A 19656-nucleotide genomic window follows, 5' to 3' on the forward strand; every position below is an offset into this window, starting at 1 on the left:
ACTTTTGGCACGCTGTTGAGTTCTCAAGGAACGGACGCTGCCATCGGAACCCCTCACAGGATTCCTCCGGGCGCTTCCCTTCGGTGATTCCGACTCTATCAGACGAAAATCATCTGAAAGTCCGGGTGGCTTCTCCGTGACGCGTCCGCAGAGGGACATCGTCTCGAGTGAAGCCCATGTGATTCTCACGGTTGCTCCCGCGGCAGGTACGCCTCCAGGGCAACTGTTAAAATCTACCTCCACGGGCTCCCTGTGTCAACAGGTTCCCCCGCGGCGTTGAGGACACTAGCAGGTCGCCCCGCCCGAACGCACATCACGCGGCCGTGGGCAGAGTCGCCTCCCGGTCCGCCTCCTCGACGTCGCCGGTCTCGCCCGCCCGGGCTGCTCGCCGGCCCACCCCGTACACGTAGGCCAGGAACGCCAGCTCGGCGGCGACACCGATGGCGATACGGGCCCAGGTCGGCAGGCCGGAGGGCGTCACGAAGCCCTCGATGGCGCCGGACACGAAGAGGACGGCCGCGAGGCCCAGTGCCATCCCCAGCGCCGCTCTCCCCTCCTCCGCGAGGGCCGTACGGCGGCTGCGGTGCCCCGGGTCGATCACCGTCCAGCCCAGGCGCAGCCCGGTGCCGGCGGCGACGAACACCGCCGTCAGCTCCAGCAGGCCGTGCGGGAGGATCAGCCCGAGGAACGTGTCCAGGCGTCCGGCGGAACCCATCAGGCCGATGCCGATGCCGAGGTTGAGCATGTTCTGGAAGAGCACCCAGAGGACCGGGATGCCGAGCAGCGCGCCGAAGACCAGGCAGATGACCGCGGCGCGGGCGTTGTTCGTCCACACCTGGGCGGCGAAGGAGGTGGCGGGATGGCTGGAGTAGTACGTCTCGTACCGGCCTCCGGGGCGCGTCATCTCCCGGAGCTGCTCGGGGGCGGCGATGGCCGCCTGCACCTCGGGGTGCGTGCCGATCCACCAGCCGATCAGCGCGGCCACGACGACGGAGAGCAGCGCGGTGGGCACCCACCAGTGGCGGGTGCGGTAGAGGGCGGCCGGAAAGCCGGCGGCGAAGAACCGGACGACGTCCCGCCAGGTGGCCCGGCGCGGACCGGTCACGGCGTTCCGCGCCCGCGCCACCAGGCTGGTGAGCCGGCCGGTGAGCGCGGGGTCCGGGGCGCTGGAGCGGACCTGCGAGAGATGGGTGGCGGTGCGCTGGTAGAGGGCGACGAGCTCGTCCGCCTCCGCTCCGGTCAGGCGCCGCCGGCGGCGCACCAGCGAGTCGAGGCGGTCCCATTCCGCGCGGTGTGCGGCCACGAAGACGTCGAGGTCCATGGGAAGAGCTTGGCAGACGGGCCGCGACGGACGGCAGACTGTTCGAACAGGGCAAGCGGGTACGGCACGGCGAGAAGGGACTCCGTACGGTGAGCGAACTGGTGACCGGTGATGCGGTGGTCCTCGGCCTGCGGCCCGCGCGGCTGCCCAGCCGGGCCCTCGCCGTCTTCGTCGACCTCCTCCTCTACTGGTCGGCCTTCCTTCTGCTCTCCCTCGGCCTGGTCTCGGCCACCGCCTCGCTGGACGCGGCGGCGATGGCCGCCGTTCAGGTGGCGCTGCTCCTGCTGGTGCTCGTGGGGGTGCCGATCGCGGTCGAGACGCTCAGCAACGGGCGGTCGGTCGGCAAGGCGATGAGCGGGCTGCGCGTGGTGCGGGCGGACGGCGGGCCGATCCGCTTCCGGCACGCCCTGGTGCGCCAGGCGATAGGCGTCGTGGAGATCCAGCTCTCGTTCGGGGTCATAGCCTGCACCGCGTCGCTCGTCTCCGCACGGGGGCGCCGGGTCGGCGACGTGTTCGCGGGGACGCTGGTGATACGGGAGCGGGTGCCCGCGCAGCGCGGCACACGGGTGCCGTCGCCTCCGCCCTGGCTGGCGGGGCAGTTCGCGGAGCTGGACCTGTCGCGGGTGCCGGAGCCGCTCTGGCTCGCGGTGCGGCAGTACCTCATGCGGTCGGGGCAGTTGGACGAGGGGGTGAGCCTCTCGATGGCGCAGCGGCTGGCCGCGGACGTGGCCGAGCGCACCGGAGCGCCGATGCCGCCGGGCATGCCTCCGGGTGTCTACCTGGCGGGGGTCGTGGCCGAGCGGCAGGCGCGCGAGGCGAGGCGGGCGTTCGGTCCGCCGGGAGCGGCGCCGGGTACGGCACCGGGGGCGCCGGGAGCACCGGTGGGGCAGCCGGCCGACCGGCCGGCGCCGCCGGGGATGCCCGGCGCGGAGGCGCCCGCCGGGGCCGGGCCGCGCAGCGCGGGGTCGCCGGGGTGGTACGGGCCGGGAGGCGCCACGGGAGCCCCGGGCCGGACGGTCACGCCTGGCCCCGCGACGCCCCCGGCCGGAGCGCCCGGGTGGCACACACCGGAAGACACCGGGACCGCGAGTGCGGGCCCACCGCGGTGGCCGGCCCCCGGGAACGCCATGCCGGCACCGGCTACCGGCGCCCCGGCCGGAGCGCCCGGGTGGCACACGCCCGCTGGCACCGGGGCGACGGGGACGGGCACGCCCGGCCGGCAGTCCGCCGGGGGCGGTGCGTCCGCCCCGCAGGAGGCGCCGCGGGAGGAGCCTGCGGAGCGGCCGCGTACGGGGTTCGTGCCGCCGGCCTGAGCAGGGGTGCAGGACGACGTCCCGCGGGCCCGCACCGCCGGGCCCGTGGCGCACCGGGCGGCGCTCACGGATGCGGGGGCGCCGGCCCCGGCGCCGGTCAGTCCGGGAAGGCCGAGGGCGGCGACTCGAGGTCCTCCAGCTCGATCCCCGGGGCGGCGAGCACCACGTCCCCGGCGAGGTGCACGGAGTGTTCCTCCCCGGTCTCCAGGTCGCCGACCCGGTAGTGCTCCACGGTCAGCGGGCCGCTGTCGGTGGCGTGTGCTTCGGTGGAGTCCAGCGCCCAGGACTGGTCGAGCGTGCGGGGAGCGAGGACGGGCGGTGTGAAGGCGACGAGGCGGGTGCGGACGGGCGGTCCGCCGGTGGCGGGGCGCAGCAGCCGGGCGGTGGCCACGAGGAAGGCCGGTGAGGCCCCGGTGAAGGAGTGCGCGGCGGCTTGGCCTTCCTGGGCGTGCTCCCCGGAGGGGTCGGTACGGACCCAGGTGACGCCGTCGAGGGTGGCGCCGCGGACCCGCCAGCTCCCGGCGTGCAGCTCCAGGCGTACAGGCCGGCCGAGGGCGTCCACGGTGAGGTCGACGGAGCCGGCGTGCTCGCCGGAGGGGGAGGTGAGCTGTGCGACGTAGCGCCAGCCGGTGGGTCCGGTGGCGCACTGGAAGTGTTCCTCGCCGAGCGGAGTGTGGTCGTACGGGTCGTGGAGCGCGTAGCGGCCGCGGGGCATCGGGGGTGACTCCGGGTCCTGTGGTGCCGGTGGGGGCCAGTGGTACCGGTGGGGGTGCCGGTGGTGCCCATGGTGCCGGTCGTTCCCGCGGCGGCCCGTGCCGGCCCCCGACGGCCCCTGACGGCGGGGGCGCGGGTGGCGCGGCACGTTCCGGGGCCGGGCACGCCGCAGGCCCCCGCCCGGGGGCGGGGGCCTGCGGGACTGCTGCCTGCCGGACCGGGTGGGCCGGCGGGGGCCTCAGTAGCGGTAGTGGTCCGGCTTGTACGGGCCCTCGACCGGGACGCCGATGTAGTCGGCCTGGTCCTTGCGCAGCTCGGTCAGGCGCGCGCCGAGCGCGTCCAGGTGGAGGCGGGCGACCTTCTCGTCCAGCTTCTTCGGCAGGACGTAGACGTCGGTCGGGTAGTCCGCCGGCTTGGTGAAGAGCTCGATCTGGGCGATGGTCTGGTTCGCGAAGGAGTTGGACATCACGAACGACGGGTGACCGGTGGCGTTGCCCAGGTTGAGCAGGCGGCCCTCGGAGAGCACGATGATCTTCTTGCCCTCGGGGAAGGTCCAGGTGTGGACCTGCGGCTTGACCTCGTCCTTGACGATGCCGTCGATGGCGGCGAGGCCGGCCATGTCGATCTCGTTGTCGAAGTGGCCGATGTTGCCCACGATGGCCTGGTGCTTCATCCGGGCCATGTCGGAGGCCATGATGATGTCCTTGTTGCCGGTCGTGGTGATGAAGATGTCGGCGGTCTCGACGACGTCCTCGAGCCGGGCGACCTGGTAGCCGTCCATGGCGGCCTGCAGGGCGCAGATCGGGTCGATCTCGGTGATGATGACGCGGGCGCCCTGGGCGCGGAGGGACTCGGCGGAGCCCTTGCCGACGTCGCCGTAGCCGCAGATCACGGCGGTCTTGCCGCCGATGAGCACGTCGGTGGCGCGGTTGATGCCGTCCACCAGGGAGTGCCGGCAGCCGTACTTGTTGTCGAACTTGGACTTGGTGACCGAGTCGTTGACGTTGATCGCCGGGAAGAGGAGGGTGCCGGCCTTCTGCATCTCGTAGAGCCGGTGCACGCCGGTGGTGGTCTCCTCGGTCACGCCGCGGATCTCCGAGGCGAGCTGGGTCCACTTCTGCGGGCTCTCCGCGAGGGTGCGGTTGAGAAGCTGCAGGACGACCCGGTGCTCGTCGTTCTCCGCGGTCTCCACGCCCGGGGCCTTGCCGGCCTTCTCGTACTCCACGCCCTTGTGCACGAGGAGGGTGGCGTCACCGCCGTCGTCCAGGATCATGTTGGGGCCGCCGGTCGCCGCGTTCGGCCAGGTGAGCGCCTGCTCGGTGCACCACCAGTACTCCTCCAGCGTCTCGCCCTTCCAGGCGAAGACCGGGATGCCCTGCGGGTTCTCCGGGGTGCCGTCCGGGCCGACGGCGACGGCCGCGGCGGCGTGGTCCTGGGTGGAGAAGATGTTGCAGGAGGCCCAGCGGACCTCGGCGCCGAGGGCGGTGAGGGTCTCGATGAGCACGGCGGTCTGCACGGTCATGTGCAGCGAGCCGGTGATGCGGGCGCCGGCGAGCGGCTGCTCCGCGGCGTACTCCTGGCGGATCGCCATGAGGCCGGGCATCTCGTGCTCGGCGAGGGCGATCTCCTTGCGGCCGTATGCGGCGAGAGAGAGGTCGGCGACCTTGAAGTCCTGCGTCGTGGCGGTCGAGGCGGTCGTCGTCATGCGAGCTGCATCTCCTCGGGTGTCGAGGTGTGGGCTGGCTTCCGTGCTGCGGTGCAGAAGGGCGGGTGTGTGCCCTCCGGGCGTGGCGCGCCCGGCGGCGGACACACGTGTCCCCTGCTCGCAGCCCAGTCCGTCGGAGGCCCTCTCTCCCTCGGTGGTCCGTGACCGGACCGGCCGACCGCCATCAGCAGCGACGTCTGTGTGCTACGAATCTACACCGCTCATCCAGTCGAACGGATCGTGACCGGTGTCTGCAAGGGCGACTCCGGATCGGATTTCGGCCCCGTGTGCCGAAAACCGTCGGTGCCCCTCGCATCCCCTCCACCGTACGGCCCCACGCAAGCCCGCCGGGGCGGGCGGGGCCCCGGCACCGCACACGGGCCCCGGGGGCCCGGACCGCACACGGACCCGGGGCCCCGCCGGCGCCCGCTACTCCTTCCCGGGAGGCTCCGTACCGTCCCCGGGAGTGCCGCCCGCCGGCTGCGCACCGGGCCGGTAGACGTCCGGCTCGAGGTAGATGACGCGGGCGATCGGCACCGCCTCGCGCACCCGGTTCTCCGCCGCGTCGATGGCCTCGGCGACCTGTGCCGCCGTGTCCTCGTGCCGTACCGCCACCTTCGCCGCGACCAGCAGCTCCTCGGGCCCGAGGTGGAGGGTCCGCATGTGGATGAGGCGGGTGACGGTCTCGCCGTCCACCAGCGCCTTCCGGATCGCGGCGACCTGCGAGGCGTCCGCGGCCTCGCCCAGCAGCAGCGACTTGGTCTCCGCGGCCAGCACCAGGGCGATCAGCACGAGCAGCACGCCGATGCAGACGGTGCCGATGCCGTCCCAGACGCCGTCGCCGGTGGCCAGCGCCGTCAGCACGCCGCCCAGCGCCAGGATCAGGCCGACCAGGGCGCCCAGGTCCTCCAGCAGCACGACCGGAAGCTCGGGCGCCTTCGCCCGGCGCACGAACTGCGTCCAGGACAGGGAGCCACGGACCTCGTTGGACTCCTTGATGGCCGTGCGGAAGGAGAAGGTCTCGGCGATGATCGCGAAGACCAGCACGCCGACCGGCCAGTACCAGTGCTCGATCTCGTGCGGGTGTTTGATCTTCTCGTAGCCCTCGTAGAGCGCGAAGACGCCGCCGACCGCGAAGAGGACGACGGAGACGAGGAAGCTGTAGATGTAGCGTTCCCGCCCGTAGCCGAAGGGGTGTTCCTCGCTGGCGGCCTTCTTCGCCTTCCTGCCGCCGACCAGCAGCAGCGCCTGGTTGCCGGAGTCGGCGACCGAGTGGACGCCCTCGGCGAGCATCGACGAGGAGCCGCTGAAGGCGAAGGCCACGAACTTGGCCGCCGCGATGGACAGGTTCGCGCCCAGTGCGGCGACGATCGCCTTCGTTCCGCCTGATGCACTCATGTGCGGGGGTGTCCCTTTCTCCGTGGGCAGAGCGGCCGTGGGTCGGCAGGGCGCAGGGCCCCGGGGGCTCCCCGGGTGCCGGGCGCCGCCGGACCGGCCGCCTCGTCAGGCGGCCACCGTGGCGCGGAAGATCGTACCTTCGCCCGCGAGCCGGAGCTCCCTGCCCGCCGGTACGAACGCGGAGCGGCCGCGTTCCAGGCGGAGTTCGCTGCCGTCCCCGGCGTCCCGGAGCAGGATGCCGCCGGCGGTGCAGAGCAGGATCTGGGCCGGTCCGGCCCGCAGTGTGTGCGGTGCGCCGCCCGGCGCGAGGACGTAGCGGGAGAGCCGGAACTCGTCCACCGGCGTCGCGTAGACCTCCTCGCCGTCCGGTTCGGCCTCCGGGTCGAGAACGGCCGGTTCGCTCGCCTCGAAGCGGACCACGCGCAGCAGCTCCGGCACGTCGACGTGCTTGGGGGTGAGGCCGCAGCGCAGCACGTTGTCGGAGTTGGCCATCAACTCGACGCCGAGCCCCTCCAGATAGGCGTGCGGCACGCCCGCGCCGAGGTAGAGGGCCTCGCCGGGCCGGAGGCGCACGTGGTGGAGGAGCATCGCGGCGAGCACCCCCGGGTCGCCGGGGTGGTGCCGGGCGATGCCGGCGTACGCGGCGTGGTCGGCGGCGTGCGGACCGCCGGCCGCCGCGAGCCGTTCCGCGGCCGCGGCGGCCCGGTGCACGGTGTCGGCGATCTCCGCGCGGTCGGCGGAGAGTACCGCGGTGAGCACCTCGCGCAGCGCCTCGCTCTCCGGGCTGGCGTGCAGGATGTCCACGTACGGCTTCAGCGTGTCCACGTCCAGCTCGGACAGGAGCGCCGCGGACTGCTCCGCCCGGCGGAAGCCGCACAGGCCCTCGAAGGGCGTGAGGGCGGCCAGCAGTTCGGGTTTGTGATGGGTGTCCTTGTAGTTCCGGTGCGGGGCGCCGGCGGGGACGCCGCGGGCCTCCTCCTCGGCGAAGCCCTGCTCGGCCCGGGCCCGGTCGGGGTGGACCTGGAGAGAGAGCGGCGCGGCGGCGGCCAGCACCTTGAACAGGAACGGCAGCCGCGGCCCGAAGGCCCGTACCGCGGCGGCACCCAGCTCGCCCTCCGGGTCGGCGGCGATCACCTCGGAGAGCGGGACCGGCCCGGTGCCGCGGTCGATCCGCGAGGGCGCTCCGGGGTGGGCGCCCATCCAGAGCTCGGCCTGCGGTTCGCCGGTGGGCGGAACGCCCAGCAGCTCCGGGATCGCGGTCGGCGAGCCCCAGGCGTAGGGGCGCACGGAGTTCTCGAGGCGGTCCATGAGGTGTGCCTGTTCCTGACTGTGCGGGAGGGACGGTCGGATCGGGCTCAGGATGGGCGGGTGAGGGCGAGCGTGAGGTAAACGGAGGCGAAATCCCCGGTGGCGATCAGCTCCGCCGCGGCCTCCAGGGGGCCGCTGCCCTCGTCGGGCTCCAGCTCGCTCAGCGGCGTGTCGTGCTCGTACGTCAGGTCACGGGCGGCGACGGCCGCCGACTCGGCACCCGGGGGGCCCTCGCGCAGCAGCACCACCCGGGTGTGCAGCGCCTCCGGCTCCTCGACCCGGTCCCGGAAGAAGTCGTCGTCCGCTCCGCCGCCGGTGAACGCGTCGGCCAGCAGGGGACCGTGCGCGATCAGGGCCTCGGGGAGCCGGGCCGGGAGCGCGGGACGCCCGGCCAGCGCCGCGAGCGTGGTGGCCCAGTGGCGGGCGGCGGCGCCCGCGACCGCGCCCTCGCTCCACAGCAGGGGCAGCGCGCCCGAGAGCTCGGTGGCGAGGTTCTTGCCCGGGTTGCTGTAGGTGTCGATCGCCGGGCCGCAGCGCTCCGCGACCCGGTCCAGCCGGTCCGCGAGCGCCTCCAGGGAGCGCTGCGGGGCCTCCACCACGCCGAGGCGGTCGGTGAGCGCCAGCAGCGGGGCGAGCAGGGCCCACAGCGTGCCGGGAACGGCGGCGGGCGTCGGCCCCTCGGGCGGTGCCGGGGGCACCGTGCCGACCGGGACCGCGGCCACCGGGCCGTCCTGGCGGGCGTCCGCCCCGGCCTCGCCGGGGGCGGCCTCGGCCGGGGCCGGCGGTGCGGACACGTCGTCGGCCGTCGAGGTGGCGTACGGACCGGGGGCCATCGGCACCGAGAGCCCGTGGGTCTCCCCCACCGTCTCGGTCAGCGGGCTGCGGTCCGGGGCGACCGCCACGACGGTGCAGCCGCGGCGGTAGGCCTGCTCCACCAGCGCGGTCAGGCCGGGCTCGTCCCCGCCGGCGGTGACGAGCAGCAGCAGGTCCAGCGGCCCGGCCCAGCCGGGCAGCGCCCAGCGCAGCGCGGCGGGCACCGCGAGGGCGCCCGTGGGCCGGAGCAGGCTGACCGGAAGGCCGCCGTTGCAGAAGGCGCCCAGCAGGTCGGCGACGCACCCGGCCACCGGGCCGTACCCCGCGACCAGCACCGACCGCGGCCGCCCGTCGGGACGCAGCTCCGCGAGGCCGGACTCCCGGGCGAGCCGTACGGCCGTACGGACGCGGGAGCCGGACTCGGCGGCCCCCCGCAGCAGGCCGCCCACATCGGCGCGGGCCAGTGCCTCCGGTGCGTCGAGCAGTGACTCGTCGAGCATCGTGCGGGAGCCTCCCGGTCGTACGACGTGGTCGGTGGGTGCCCGGGGTCAGGGTGACCGGTGGGTGCCCGGGTCAGGCGGGGCGGCGGGCCTCGTCGACGAGCAGCACCGGGATGCCGTCCCGGACGGGGTACGCCAGGCCGCAGCCCTCGCCGGTGCAGACGAGTTCCGTGACGTCGGCCTGGTCGCCGCCCGGCGCCTCCCCGGCCGCGGCACCCTCGGCGTCCTGCCGCTCGTGCAGCGGGGCGTGGCACGCCGGGCAGGCGAGGATCTCCAGGAGGCCGGCTTCGAGCGGCATGGGCGTTCCCTTTCTCACGGGCTCGGCTGTGGGCCCAGCGTACCGCCGTGACGACGGCCGCACCGGCACGGGCGCCGCAGGCCGCTGCGCGATGCGGCTCGGCTGGGGCGTTCCCGCGCGCGTACCGCCGGCACCGGGCCCGGCCCCGCACGACCGGCAGGTCCCGGCGCACGGCCGGGGGCTCCGCGCCGGGCCGCCGGCGGGCCGTGGCCGGCACCCGCAGGCAGCCCGCCGCGCAGCCCGTCCCGGGCACGGCGGGACGTACCGGAGGTCTCCCCCAGCGCGCCACGGCACGCCGGCAGGCCGGACCGCGTGGGCGGGTGGGCCCGGGGGGTCAGGCGCGGACCAGCGCCAGCACCTCGTCGCGCACCCGGGCGGCGGTGGCGTCGTCGCGGGCCTCCACGTTGAGCCGCAGCAGGGGCTCGGTGTTGGACGCCCGGAGGTTGAACCACCAGTCGGCGGTGGTGACCGTGAGGCCGTCCAGCTCGTCGAGTTCGGCGTCCGCGCGCCCGGTGTAGGCCTCGCGGACGGCCGCGAGGCTGGCCGCCTGGTCCGCCACGGTGCTGTTGATCTCTCCGGAGGCGGCGTAGCGGTCGTACTCCGCGACCAGCCCGGAGAGCGGCTTGTCCTGGCCGCCGAGGGCCGCCAGCACGTGCAGCGCGGCGAGCATGCCGGTGTCGGCGTTCCAGAAGTCCCGGAAGTAGTAGTGCGCGGAGTGCTCGCCGCCGAAGATCGCGCCCGTACGGGCCATCTCGGCCTTGATGAAGGAGTGGCCGACGCGGGTGCGCACCGGGGTCCCCCCGGACTCGCGGACGACCTCGGGCACGGACCAGGAGGTGATGCAGTTGTGGATGACCGTCGAGCCGGGCTCCTTGGCCAGCTCGCGGGAGGCCACCAGGGCGGTGACGGCGGAGGGCGGGACCGGCTCGCCCCGCTCGTCGACGACGAAGCAGCGGTCGGCGTCGCCGTCGAAGGCGAGGCCGAGGTCGGCGCCGGTCTCCCGGACGCGCGCCTGGAGGTCCACGATGTTCTTCGGGTCCAGCGGGTTCGCCTCGTGGTGCGGGAAGGTGCCGTCCAGCTCGAAGTAGAGCGGGTCCAGCTGCAGCGGCAGGCCCTCGAAGACGGAGGGCACGGTGTGGCCGCCCATGCCGTTGCCCGCGTCGACCACGACGCGGAGCGGCCGGATCGCGGTCAGGTCGACCAGGGACTTCAGATGGGCGGCGTAGTCGGCGAGCAGGTCGCGCTCGGTGACGGTGCCCCGCGCGCCCCGGGCCTCCCCCACGCCCCCGCGACCGCCGCCGTCCGCCCACTCCTCGACGAGCGCGCGGATGTCGGCGAGGCCGGTGTCCTGGCCGACCGGCGCCGCGCCGGCCCGGCACAGCTTGATGCCGTTGTACCGCGCCGGGTTGTGCGAGGCGGTGAACATGGCGCCGGGCAGGTCCAGGCTGCCGCTGGCGAAGTAGAGCTGGTCGGTGGAGCAGAGCCCGATGAGTGTGACGTCGGCGCCCCGGCCGGTGGCCCCGCGGGCGAAGGCGGCGGCGAGGCCCGGCGAGGAGGGGCGCATGTCGTGCCCGACGACGATGCCGGCCGCGCCGGTGACCCGGACGAACGCGGCGCCGAACAACTCGGCGAGCGACTCGTCCCACTGGTCCGGCACCACGCCACGCACGTCGTACGCCTTCACGATCTGCGAGAGATCAGCCACGGCCACCCCAGCCCTCCGGTCCGTCGTCGGCAGGGCCCCCAATCTACCCGCCGGTCGTCTCGGGCGGAGCGGTGCTCCGGGCCGGGCGCACGGCTTCGGCCACCCCGGCCTCTCCCGGTGGCTCAGGACTCGGGCGAGCGCAGCACCCGCAGGTGGCCGCGGCGGGCGACCTCCATCGGGTCGGCGTCCCGGCCGCCGGGCCCGGTGGGGTCGGCCGGCACGGCGTCGCCGCGCTCCGGCCGGCTCCGGGTGCGCGCGGCCTCGCGTACGGCGTCGGCCAGGGCCTCCAGGTCGTCGCCGCTGGGGCGGGACTGCCCGGACTCCACGGCGAGCCGGACGACCTCCCAGCCGCGAGGGGCGGTGAGACGCTCCGAATGCTCCGCGCAGAGGTCGTAGCAGTGCGGCTCGGCATACGTGGCCAGCGGTCCGAGGACGGCGGTCGAGTCCGCGTAGACGTACGTCAGCGTGGCCACGGCATGACGGCCGCACGCGGTGCGTGAACAGCGACGTACAGGACTCACGACGTTGGACGGTACCGCACTTGTGAGCGGGCTGCGACGACTCTCCACGAGGTCACCCTGCCGTGTCGTCCCGCTTCGCACGGAACGGCACTTCCCGGGTGCTCCGCGCCGACCTGCGGCCAACCTCCGGGTACGTACCGGCCGTCGCACGGCCCCCCGCGGCGGCGGTCGGGACCGGTCTCCGGAACGGTCGGGAGAACGACCCGGGGCGGTCGTCGAACGGTCACGTTCCGTACCGGGAACCGACCGGAACGCTCATCCCGCGCCACGCTCCACCGCCCGCCGCGGGCTCGGGTGGGCGGCGGACCGGGAAGGCTAGGCTCGGCGGTGATGAGCAGTCCCGTCCCGCCCCGCCCGCCCCACCCGCGCCCCTTCCGCCGCGACCGCCACGGCCGCGGCATGCGCGGGCCGGTCGCGCCACCCCAGGTGCCGCTCGCGGTGACCCGGGCCGACGCCTTCGACGACCTGGTGCGCGACTCCGCGCACCGTCTGGAGCGGCACTGGCCGCAGCTCGCGGGGGTGGACTTCGCGGTGCAGGAGGTGCCGCGCGGGGACGGCGGCGAGCTGGACGGCGCGGAGGTGGTGCCGCTCGGCCGGGTGGTGCCCGCCCACGGCAACCGGCCGGACTGCGTCGTGGTCTACCGCCGCCCGGTGGAGATCCGCACCAAGACCCGGGAGGAGCGGGCGCTGCTGGTGCACGAGGTGGTCGTGGAGCAGGTTGCCGAACTCCTCGGTCTCTCCCCGGAGTCGGTCGACCCGCGCTACGGGCAGGACTGACCCGGAGGGCGCCGGGGGAGGCGCCGGCCGGGCCCCGGCCCCGGTGCTCACTCCGAGAGCACCGACAGGTCCTGCTCCGCATCCGGCACCTCCACCGTGCCGCGGTCGTCGGGCAGCGTCTGCACGGTGAAGAACGGCACGCCGTCCTCCTTCTGCTCCAGTGTCCGCGCCGCGTACACCTCCCCGCCGGAGAGCCGTTCGACGGTCAGCGCATGGCTGCCCTTGCCGCCCTCCGGCTGCGGGGGCTCGACGGCCCGGGTGGTGCCGGCCTTCAGCTCGTAGGTCTTGCTCACCGGGTCGCCGCCTTCGGAGCCCGCCGAGGCGGTGACCCGGACCTTCGCCGCCTCCCCGGAAGCGAGCAGCGACAGCGTGGCGCCGCCGGAGCCGTCGCCGGCGGCGGTCGCCCGCCGTTCCACCGGTGCCGTGGAGGGAATGAAGGCGGTCTCCTGCTCGCCGTCCGCACCCCGGGTCACGCGGGCGGCCGCCACCACCGGGGCGCCGGAGTCGCCCTCCGCCGGGGAGAGGACCAGCGAGCCGGCCTCCCCCCGGGTGAGGTCCTTCAGGTCGACCGCGGCGGTCATCCCGGCCTTCACGTGCAGCGTCTCCTGCCCGGCGGGCGTGATCTCCCCGGTGGGTGTGGCCAGCCGCACCCGGAGATCGGCGTCCCGGTCGCCGGTCGCGTGCACGGCGAGGCGTACGGAGGCGGCGTCCGCGGGGATGCCGGGCAGCACCGCCGTGGAGCGGGGCACCGCCGCCGGGGGCAGCCAGTCGCCGCCCAGCTTCTCGTCCGCGGCCTGCACCTGGGCGGCGACCCGGCCGCTGCGGGCGACGGCGTGCACGGTGACGTTGGTGACCGGCTCCTCGGTGAGGGTGGAGAGCAGCACGGGGACGGTGGAGCGGGCCGGCACGGTGATGCCCTCGCCCGTCTCGCCCGGGAGGGCGCCCTCCTTGCCGTACAGCTCCAGGTCGACCACCGCGTTGGTGTGGTCCGGGTTGGTGAGGTGGACGTAGTCCTGCCGCTCCTCGGCGGTGCTGGCGCCGGGGAACCAGAAGTCCGTGTCGGGTGCGGAGCACGAGAGCCCGTGCAGGCCGCGCCCGGTGCCGGCGGAGATCGTGGTGGTCTGCTGCACCGTCCAGCCGGGGGCGAACGGGCCGTCGGCGGAGCCGGTGAGCGCCGGGGCGCCGGAGTCGCCGGTGGTGGCGGTGACGGGAGTACCGGGCTTCTTCAGCGGCAGGACCGGATCGGGGGCCTGATCGTCCCCACCGCCGTCCTTCGTGCCGCCGTCGTCCCCGTCCTTGCCGTCGTCCTTCTGGTCGTCCTTCTGGTCGCCCTTCTCGTCGTCCTTCGTGTCGCCGGACTTCTCACCGGAGCCGTCCTCCGGGACACCGGTCTCCTTCTCCTCCGCGGGCAGCAGATGGGCTGCGGCGTCCTCCCCGCCGGGCGCGTCCGCGGCGTCCTCGCCCTCCGGGGTGAAGGCCGTGTACCGGGTCTCCGCCAGCTCGGAGGCGGAGGGCTGCGGACAGACCAGGGTGGACCGCTCGACCGGGAGCCGCTCCGCGGCCGGCCGGGCGGCCGTGCTCTCCGCGCCGGGCGCGGTCGTGGCGGCGACCCCGGTGACGGCGGCCAGCGCGGTGACGGCGCCGATCAGGCTGAGGGTGGTGCGGTTCACTGCTGCTCGCTCCTGTCGCCGTACGGGGCGCCGGGGCCCTGCGGATCACCCGGGTCGTACCCCGGGGGGCCGCCGGGGGCGTAGCCGTAGGGGTCACCCTGCGCCGGGTCGCCGGGGCCGTAGCCGTACGGGTCGCCGTAGGGCTGCTGCGGATCGTGGCCGGGCGGCGGGCCCGGTGGATACGCCGAGGGCTGGGCGGGGTCGTACGGCTGCCCGGTCCCGTCGGGGGCGCCCCCGGGGTACGGCGGGTAGCCGGCCGGGTCTCCGTAGGCGGCGTACTCCCCGTACCCGGGCGCCTGGTCGTACCCGGGTGCCTGGTCGTACCCCGGCGCGTATCCGGCGCCCTGGCCGCTCCCGGACCCGCCCCCGAAGGCGTCGAACCCGTGGCCGAAGGCGTCGAACCCGGCCTCGGACCCCGCGCCCTGCGGCGCGGTGGTCCCGGCCGCCGCGGGTTCGGGCACGGCGTCCGGCTGCGCGGCCGGCGGCTCCGGCTCCGTGGCCTGCTCCGGCATGGTGACTCCCGCCCCCTGCACGGGGGCGGTGCCGGCGGCTTCCGCGGCGGCCCGCAGCCGGCGGGCCCGGCGGCCCTCGCCCGCGACGGGCTGGGCGGGCACGGTCTCCGCGTCGGGCAGATCGTCGTCGACGTCCCGGCGCCGGCCGGGCAGCGCCATGACGAGCACGACCACGGCGAGCAGTCCCTGCGTCCACAGCCAGGCGGTGCGGGTCACCGGCGTCTCGTAGGTCAGGTCGAGGCGGCCGCCCCCGGAGGGCAGCGTGAAGCCCTGGGCCCAGCCGTCCACGGTGACCGGGTCCAGCGGGCGCCCGTCCAGGGTGGCCTGCCAGCCGGGATCCGCGGCGTCGGCGATGCGGAGCACCCGGCCCTCGGGCCCGGAGGGGAGTTCGGTGTGCGCCTCGACCGGCCCGGCGGGCACGGCGACCGGCTGTGCCGCGTCGCCGCCCGCGTCCGCCCGGTCCTCGCCGGAGTCGCCGGGCACCACGGCGACGCGGGAGACCAGCGTGTCCACCCGCCAGAGCGCGCTGCCGTCCTCCTGGCTGAGCCGGGTGAGACCGGGCGTGGCGTCCAGCACCCGGCTCATCCGCCGCGGGGCGCCGTCGCGGACCAGGACGTAGCGCACCGCGTACCCGCCGAGCTGGTCGGTCTGGTCCGCGCCGGAGCCGGCGACGAGACGGGCCACGATGCCGTCCAGCCGCGGGTCGCCGCCCGCCTCGGCCGCCAGGTCCGCGTCGCCGAGCCGGGCGCCGGAGCCGCGGACGAGGGTGTAGGAGACCCCGCCGGCAGCGTCCGGAGAGGTGCCGCCCTCGCCGGACAGCACCAGGGTGCGGGCCTGGTCCTCGGTGTGGCTCTCCTCCGCGACGAAGGCGGGGACCTGCACCGGGTCGCGCCGGGAGAGCGGGCCGTCGGCGCCGCCGATCATCCAGCCCGCCGCGGAGAGCAGCGGAGCCGCCGCGGCGGCGATGCCGACCAGGGCGGCGACGGGCTGCCGCCAGCCGAAACTCTGGGCGGCGACGCGCTCCCGGGCGCCCTCGGCGCCCACCGCGGCGGCGGCGAGCAGGCCGAGGCCGTAGACCAGGGTGGCGGGACCGGCCCAGCCGCCGGCGTTGCTGACGGCCGCGAAGAGCAGGCCGGTGAGGGCGACGGTCCAGGCGGCCAGCACGGGGGTCCGGCGGTCCCGGCGCAGCAGTGCGGCCAGCGCGGCGAGGACGAGACCGGCGAGCAGCAGCCCGCCGGTGGCGCCGGGGCCGCCGGGGCTGAGGGTGAGCAGCTCCAGCGCGCCGGCCGCGCCGTGCCCGTACGGGAGGCCGGCCTCCTGCAGGAAGCGGGAGGGGCTGCCGAGCAGTGCCAGGGACCACGGGGCCAGCAGCACCATCGGCACCAGGAGCACCACGGCGGCGCGTGCGGCGCCGGCCACGAGTCCGGCCCCCTGCCGCTGCCGGACCACCAGCAGCACGAGCCACAGCACCAGCGCGACCGGCCAGACGACGGGAGTGAAGGCCGTGGTGAGGGCCAGCAGCAGCGCGTACGCCCAGGCCGCGCGCCAGGAGGCGCGGCCGCGCAGCCCGGAGGCCGCGACGGCCGTGCGGGCGAGCAGCGGAAGGGTGATCGCCAGCACCGCGGTGCCGAGACGGCCGCCGGCCAGGGCGCCGGTGGCGGCGGGGAGGAAGGCGTAGGCCACGCTGCCCCAGGCGCGCAGCAGGCGGGACCCGACGAGCGGCCGGGAGGCGAAGTACGCGGCGAGCCCGGCCAGCGGGACGGAGCAGACGAGCAGCACGGAGAGGGTCAGGCCGGTGCTGCCGAGGAAGAGCGTGGCGAGGGCGGCGAGGATCGCCAGATAGGGCGGCGCGGTCGGGGTGCCGCCGGTGCCGACGGGATGCCAGGCGTCGGTGTAGCGGTCCCAGAGGCCGGAGACCTCGCCCGGGGCGGGGAGCAGGGCGCCGCCGGCGAGCGCACCGCCGCCGAGCAGGTTGCGGCAGGCGATGAGCGAGACCACCAGCAGCACCAGGAAGAGCACGGGGCCGGGCTTGCGGGCCAGCCGCTTGAGCCGGGCGAACTGCTCGACCTCCAGGAAGTCGGCGTCGTCGTCGGACGGGCCGGACTCGACGGCGCCGTGCCGGCCACCGGAGGAGAGCTCGGGTTCGGAGCGGCCGCCGAAGTTGCTGACGACCTGCTCGGCGGTGGCCCGCACGGTGGCGCCGGGCGGCGGGAAGAGCGGACGGAGCTCACGGTGGTCGACGACCGGTCTGCCGCGGCGGCGGCGGGCACCGAGCACCCGCAGCGGCCGCAGCAGCACGCCGAAGAGTCCGGAGACCTCGTCGAGCGCCTGTCCGGGTACCTTGCCGACGAGGTAGGCGAGGGTGCGCAGCAGGGTGCCGAGGACGAGCCGGAGCAGCACCCAGGGCAGCACGGCCGTACGGGAGTTGACGAGCAGGGTGTAGACGGCGCCGGCCTTGTCCACGCGGTGCGGGCTGGCGCCGCCGCCGCGGCCCACGCAGTCGACGGGGCGGCGCTCGCGGGAGGCGGCCTCGGCGTGCCGGAGGACGGCGTCGGGTGCGACCAGCACCCGGTGCCCGGCCGCGTGCGCACGCCAGCAGAGGTCGACGTCGTCGCGCATCAGCGGCAGCCGCCGGTCGAACCCGCCGAGCTGTTCGAAGACGTCGCGCCGGACGAGCATGCCGGCGGTGGAGACGGACAGCACGGTACGCACCTGGTCGTGCTGGCCCTGATCCTGCTCGCGGCGGTCGAGCCCGGTCCAGCGGCGGCCGCTGTGAGCGAGGGTGACGCCGGCCTCCAGGAGTTGCCGGCTGTCGTACCAGCTCCGGAGCTTCGGCCCGACGATGCCGATGGCCGGGTCGGTGTCGGCGACCCGGAGCAGCTCGGCGAGGGCGTCCGGCTCGGGAGCGCAGTCGTCGTGCAGCAGCCAGAGCCACTGCACGGGTTCGCCGTACGGCAGCTCCGGCATGTCGTAGGCCTCGTCGCGCCAGGTGCGGGTGACGGGATCCCAGCCGCTGGGACGCTTGAGGTAGGGCAGGTCGTCGGGGGTGAGCACGCCGGCGGTGCGGGCGGCCTCGTCGACCGCCGTACCGAAGCCGGTGCGCCGCGCCAGGTGGAGCACCCGGTCCGGGCCGAGGGACTCGGCGAGCAGCCGGGCGGAGTCGTCGGCGCTGCCGGTGTCGGCGGCGACGACGTTCTGCACCGGGCGCTGCTGGCCGATCAGCCCCGCCAGCGCCTCGGGCAGCCAGCGCGCGCCGTCGTGGGCGACGAGCACCGCGGTGACGACATGCCGGGGGTGCTCGGGGGTGCCGGCGGGTGCCGGCACTGCTGTGGCCGCCTCGTGGTGGGCCGCCGGATGGCTGTGCACGGACATCGAGGTACGGGCCCCGTGGTGAGTGGACTGCGGTGGACGCGCGGGCGCCCGTGGGGCGTCGGCGTCTCGGACGGTGCCCCACACTAACGGCTCGCCGCCCGGCCACCGCCGGGTCCGTGCAACTGCCCCGCCACGGGCGCCCCGTGAGGACCGCGGGGACGGCCCTCACGGCGCGCCCGGACAGGCGTCAGACGGCGGCCTTCTTCAGCCGCCGGCGCTCGCGCTCGGAGAGACCGCCCCAGATGCCGAACCGCTCGTCGTTGGCGAGTGCGTATTCGAGACATTCCGAACGGACTTCACACGCAAGGCAGACCTTTTTCGCCTCACGCGTGGATCCGCCCTTCTCGGGAAAGAATGATTCGGGATCGGTCTGAGCGCACAACGCGCGTTCCTGCCAGCCGAGCTCCTCGTCCGCCTCGTCGACCAGCAGTTGCTGCACCAGCTCGGTCATGTGCGCGCCCCTCGTCCGTCTTTGCGTCCCCGTGATGCTGTCGTTATCGATCGCGGCTGAACGACACGGTTGAAATTACAAGTGCGCCGCTCCGGACCAGTCAAGCCGGGATCTGCTATCGGGTCCGTTATTCACTCTGCGGAACCAAGCTCACGCGGTAAGTGTTCAAATCTCCACAAACTATGACACTCACGCCGGGCCGCGACCACGTTCCGTCACCGCACGCGATCCCGAAAACCGTCTCGACACGAGGGACGAGCGGACCACCGCGAGCGTTCCCGGCGGGCACATCGAAGCGAGAATGATCACAGTAGGATCACAGAAAGACAACGACGCCCCGCCATGCGAACGGTCCGTCAGGTGTCCCGCTACGAGGCAGCACAAACCTTTCTCTGTGTGACTCCACCCGATGCGGTGAGACAAATTCCCCAAACGCGACATCCGGTTGACAGCGGGCATGGCGATCCGGTCTCCTTGTCCGCATGCCCGTGACCAGCACGCTCCGCCAGACCCGCACCGCCGGGTTCCTTCGCGCTGCGTCCACCGGGTCCTGTCGCTGTCGCTGTTGCTGAGTCGAGGCCCTTCCGCCTCCTCCCCCTCCGGGCCGCCTCTCCGGCCCGCCCCCGGCCGGGCGCCCGTACGCCCGCCGGCCACCCCGCCCCACCTCCAGCGCGAAGGCACCGCATCCCCGTGAACAGCGACCTCGAGATCGCCGGCGACCCGCTCGCCGTCCCCCATCTGCTGCCTCCCACCCCGGACCACCCGGGCACCGTCGCCGGCTTCGCCGGGCTGGCCCGTACGATCGCCGCCGACCGCGCCTCCTGGGCGCCGCTCGTGCAGTACGACCCCACCACCCGCTGGTACCACCGGCTGCGCACCGGCCCCGGCTACGAGGTCTGGCTGCTGAGCTGGCTCCCCGGCCAGGGCACCGGACGGCACGACCACGGCCCGTCCTCCGGCGTGCTCACCGTCCTGGAGGGCGCGCTCACCGAGCACACCGCGCGCGCCACCCGGGTGCTGCGCCCCGGCGCCCAGCGGGTCTTCGCGCCGGGCTCCGTGCACGAGGCGGTCAACGACGGCCTGGAACCGGCCGTCAGCCTGCACGTCTACTTCCCCGGCCTCACGGCGATGCCGATGCACGCCCCGCACCGCCCGGCCCCCGCGTCGGTCTCCCGTACGGCGGCGGGCGCGGCCCGGGTGGCGGGCGCGGCGCCCGGCGTGCCGTCCGCGCTGCCGGCGGAGGGCGCCACGACCGCCGGCTGAGCAGCCTCCGGCACG

At 75.1% G+C, this 19656-nt stretch carries 15 protein-coding genes; 3 read left to right on the plus strand and 12 right to left on the minus strand.

What is annotated here, in order from left to right:
• Positions 1-313 precede the first annotated feature (313 nt).
• Positions 314-1321, minus strand: coding sequence for a stage II sporulation protein M (locus HOY81_RS13085; protein WP_237320497.1), 1008 nt, complete (start codon positions 1319-1321; stop codon positions 314-316).
• Positions 1322-1410: 89 nt separating this feature from the next.
• On the opposite strand from HOY81_RS13085, the gene HOY81_RS13090 reads away from it, so the two are divergent.
• Complete coding sequence (locus HOY81_RS13090) at positions 1411-2634, plus strand: RDD family protein (RefSeq protein WP_237320498.1); 1224 nt, start codon at positions 1411-1413, stop codon at positions 2632-2634.
• Between the two features lie 97 nt (positions 2635-2731).
• Here HOY81_RS13090 and HOY81_RS13095 read toward each other — a convergent pair whose 3' ends face one another.
• From HOY81_RS13095 to HOY81_RS13130, 8 genes are all read right to left on the minus strand, one after another.
• The gene (locus tag HOY81_RS13095; RefSeq protein ID WP_237320499.1) at positions 2732-3349 is read right to left on the minus strand and encodes a hypothetical protein; all 618 of its coding nucleotides are present in this window, start codon (positions 3347-3349) and stop codon (positions 2732-2734) included.
• 237 nt (positions 3350-3586) lie between these two features.
• The gene (gene ahcY, locus HOY81_RS13100) at positions 3587-5053 is read right to left on the minus strand and encodes an adenosylhomocysteinase (protein WP_237320500.1); all 1467 of its coding nucleotides are present in this window, start codon (positions 5051-5053) and stop codon (positions 3587-3589) included.
• A gap of 429 nt (positions 5054-5482) precedes the next feature.
• The gene (locus HOY81_RS13105; RefSeq protein WP_237320501.1) at positions 5483-6451 is read right to left on the minus strand and encodes a cation diffusion facilitator family transporter; all 969 of its coding nucleotides are present in this window, start codon (positions 6449-6451) and stop codon (positions 5483-5485) included.
• 105 nt (positions 6452-6556) lie between these two features.
• The gene (gene manA / locus HOY81_RS13110; protein WP_237320502.1) at positions 6557-7759 is read right to left on the minus strand and encodes a mannose-6-phosphate isomerase, class I; all 1203 of its coding nucleotides are present in this window, start codon (positions 7757-7759) and stop codon (positions 6557-6559) included.
• 47 nt (positions 7760-7806) lie between these two features.
• Positions 7807-9072 carry an SIS domain-containing protein gene (locus tag HOY81_RS13115; protein WP_237320503.1) on the minus strand — a complete coding sequence of 422 codons (1266 nt, stop codon included), beginning with the start codon at positions 9070-9072 and terminating at the stop codon, positions 7807-7809.
• A 73-nt stretch (positions 9073-9145) separates the two neighbouring features.
• Positions 9146-9370, minus strand: a complete 225-nt coding sequence (locus tag HOY81_RS13120) for a Trm112 family protein (protein WP_237320504.1) — start codon at positions 9368-9370, stop codon at positions 9146-9148.
• Between the two features lie 334 nt (positions 9371-9704).
• A complete protein-coding gene (locus HOY81_RS13125; RefSeq protein ID WP_237320505.1) occupies positions 9705-11075 on the minus strand; it encodes a phosphomannomutase/phosphoglucomutase in 1371 nt (456 codons plus the stop codon).
• Between the two features lie 122 nt (positions 11076-11197).
• The gene (locus HOY81_RS13130; RefSeq protein ID WP_237320506.1) at positions 11198-11644 is read right to left on the minus strand and encodes a DUF3499 domain-containing protein; all 447 of its coding nucleotides are present in this window, start codon (positions 11642-11644) and stop codon (positions 11198-11200) included.
• 282 nt (positions 11645-11926) lie between these two features.
• Between HOY81_RS13130 and HOY81_RS13135 the strand changes: the two genes are divergently transcribed.
• Positions 11927-12373, plus strand: a complete 447-nt coding sequence (locus HOY81_RS13135; RefSeq protein ID WP_237320507.1) for a metallopeptidase family protein — start codon at positions 11927-11929, stop codon at positions 12371-12373.
• A gap of 47 nt (positions 12374-12420) precedes the next feature.
• Here HOY81_RS13135 and HOY81_RS13140 read toward each other — a convergent pair whose 3' ends face one another.
• The 3 genes from HOY81_RS13140 to HOY81_RS13150 all read right to left on the minus strand — a co-directional run bounded on the left by HOY81_RS13140 (position 12421) and on the right by HOY81_RS13150 (position 18378).
• Positions 12421-14043 (minus strand): DUF5719 family protein, encoded by a 1623-nt coding sequence (locus HOY81_RS13140; RefSeq protein WP_237320508.1) that lies wholly within the window; start codon positions 14041-14043, stop codon positions 12421-12423.
• On the minus strand, positions 14040-17927 hold the full coding sequence (locus tag HOY81_RS13145; RefSeq protein WP_237320509.1) for a glycosyltransferase family 2 protein: 3888 nt from the start codon (positions 17925-17927) through the stop codon (positions 14040-14042). The genes HOY81_RS13140 and HOY81_RS13145 overlap by 4 nt, the downstream gene beginning before the upstream one ends.
• A 187-nt stretch (positions 17928-18114) precedes the next feature.
• A complete protein-coding gene (locus HOY81_RS13150; protein ID WP_237320510.1) occupies positions 18115-18378 on the minus strand; it encodes a WhiB family transcriptional regulator in 264 nt (87 codons plus the stop codon).
• Positions 18379-19068: 690 nt separating this feature from the next.
• Here HOY81_RS13150 and HOY81_RS13155 point away from each other — a divergent pair.
• Positions 19069-19641 carry a cysteine dioxygenase family protein gene (locus HOY81_RS13155; RefSeq protein ID WP_237320511.1) on the plus strand — a complete coding sequence of 191 codons (573 nt, stop codon included), beginning with the start codon at positions 19069-19071 and terminating at the stop codon, positions 19639-19641.
• Positions 19642-19656 lie beyond the last annotated feature (15 nt).

Origin of the sequence: Streptomyces sp. JJ36 (assembly GCF_021696945.1) — a bacterium.
GTDB lineage: Bacteria > Actinomycetota > Actinomycetes > Streptomycetales > Streptomycetaceae > Streptomyces.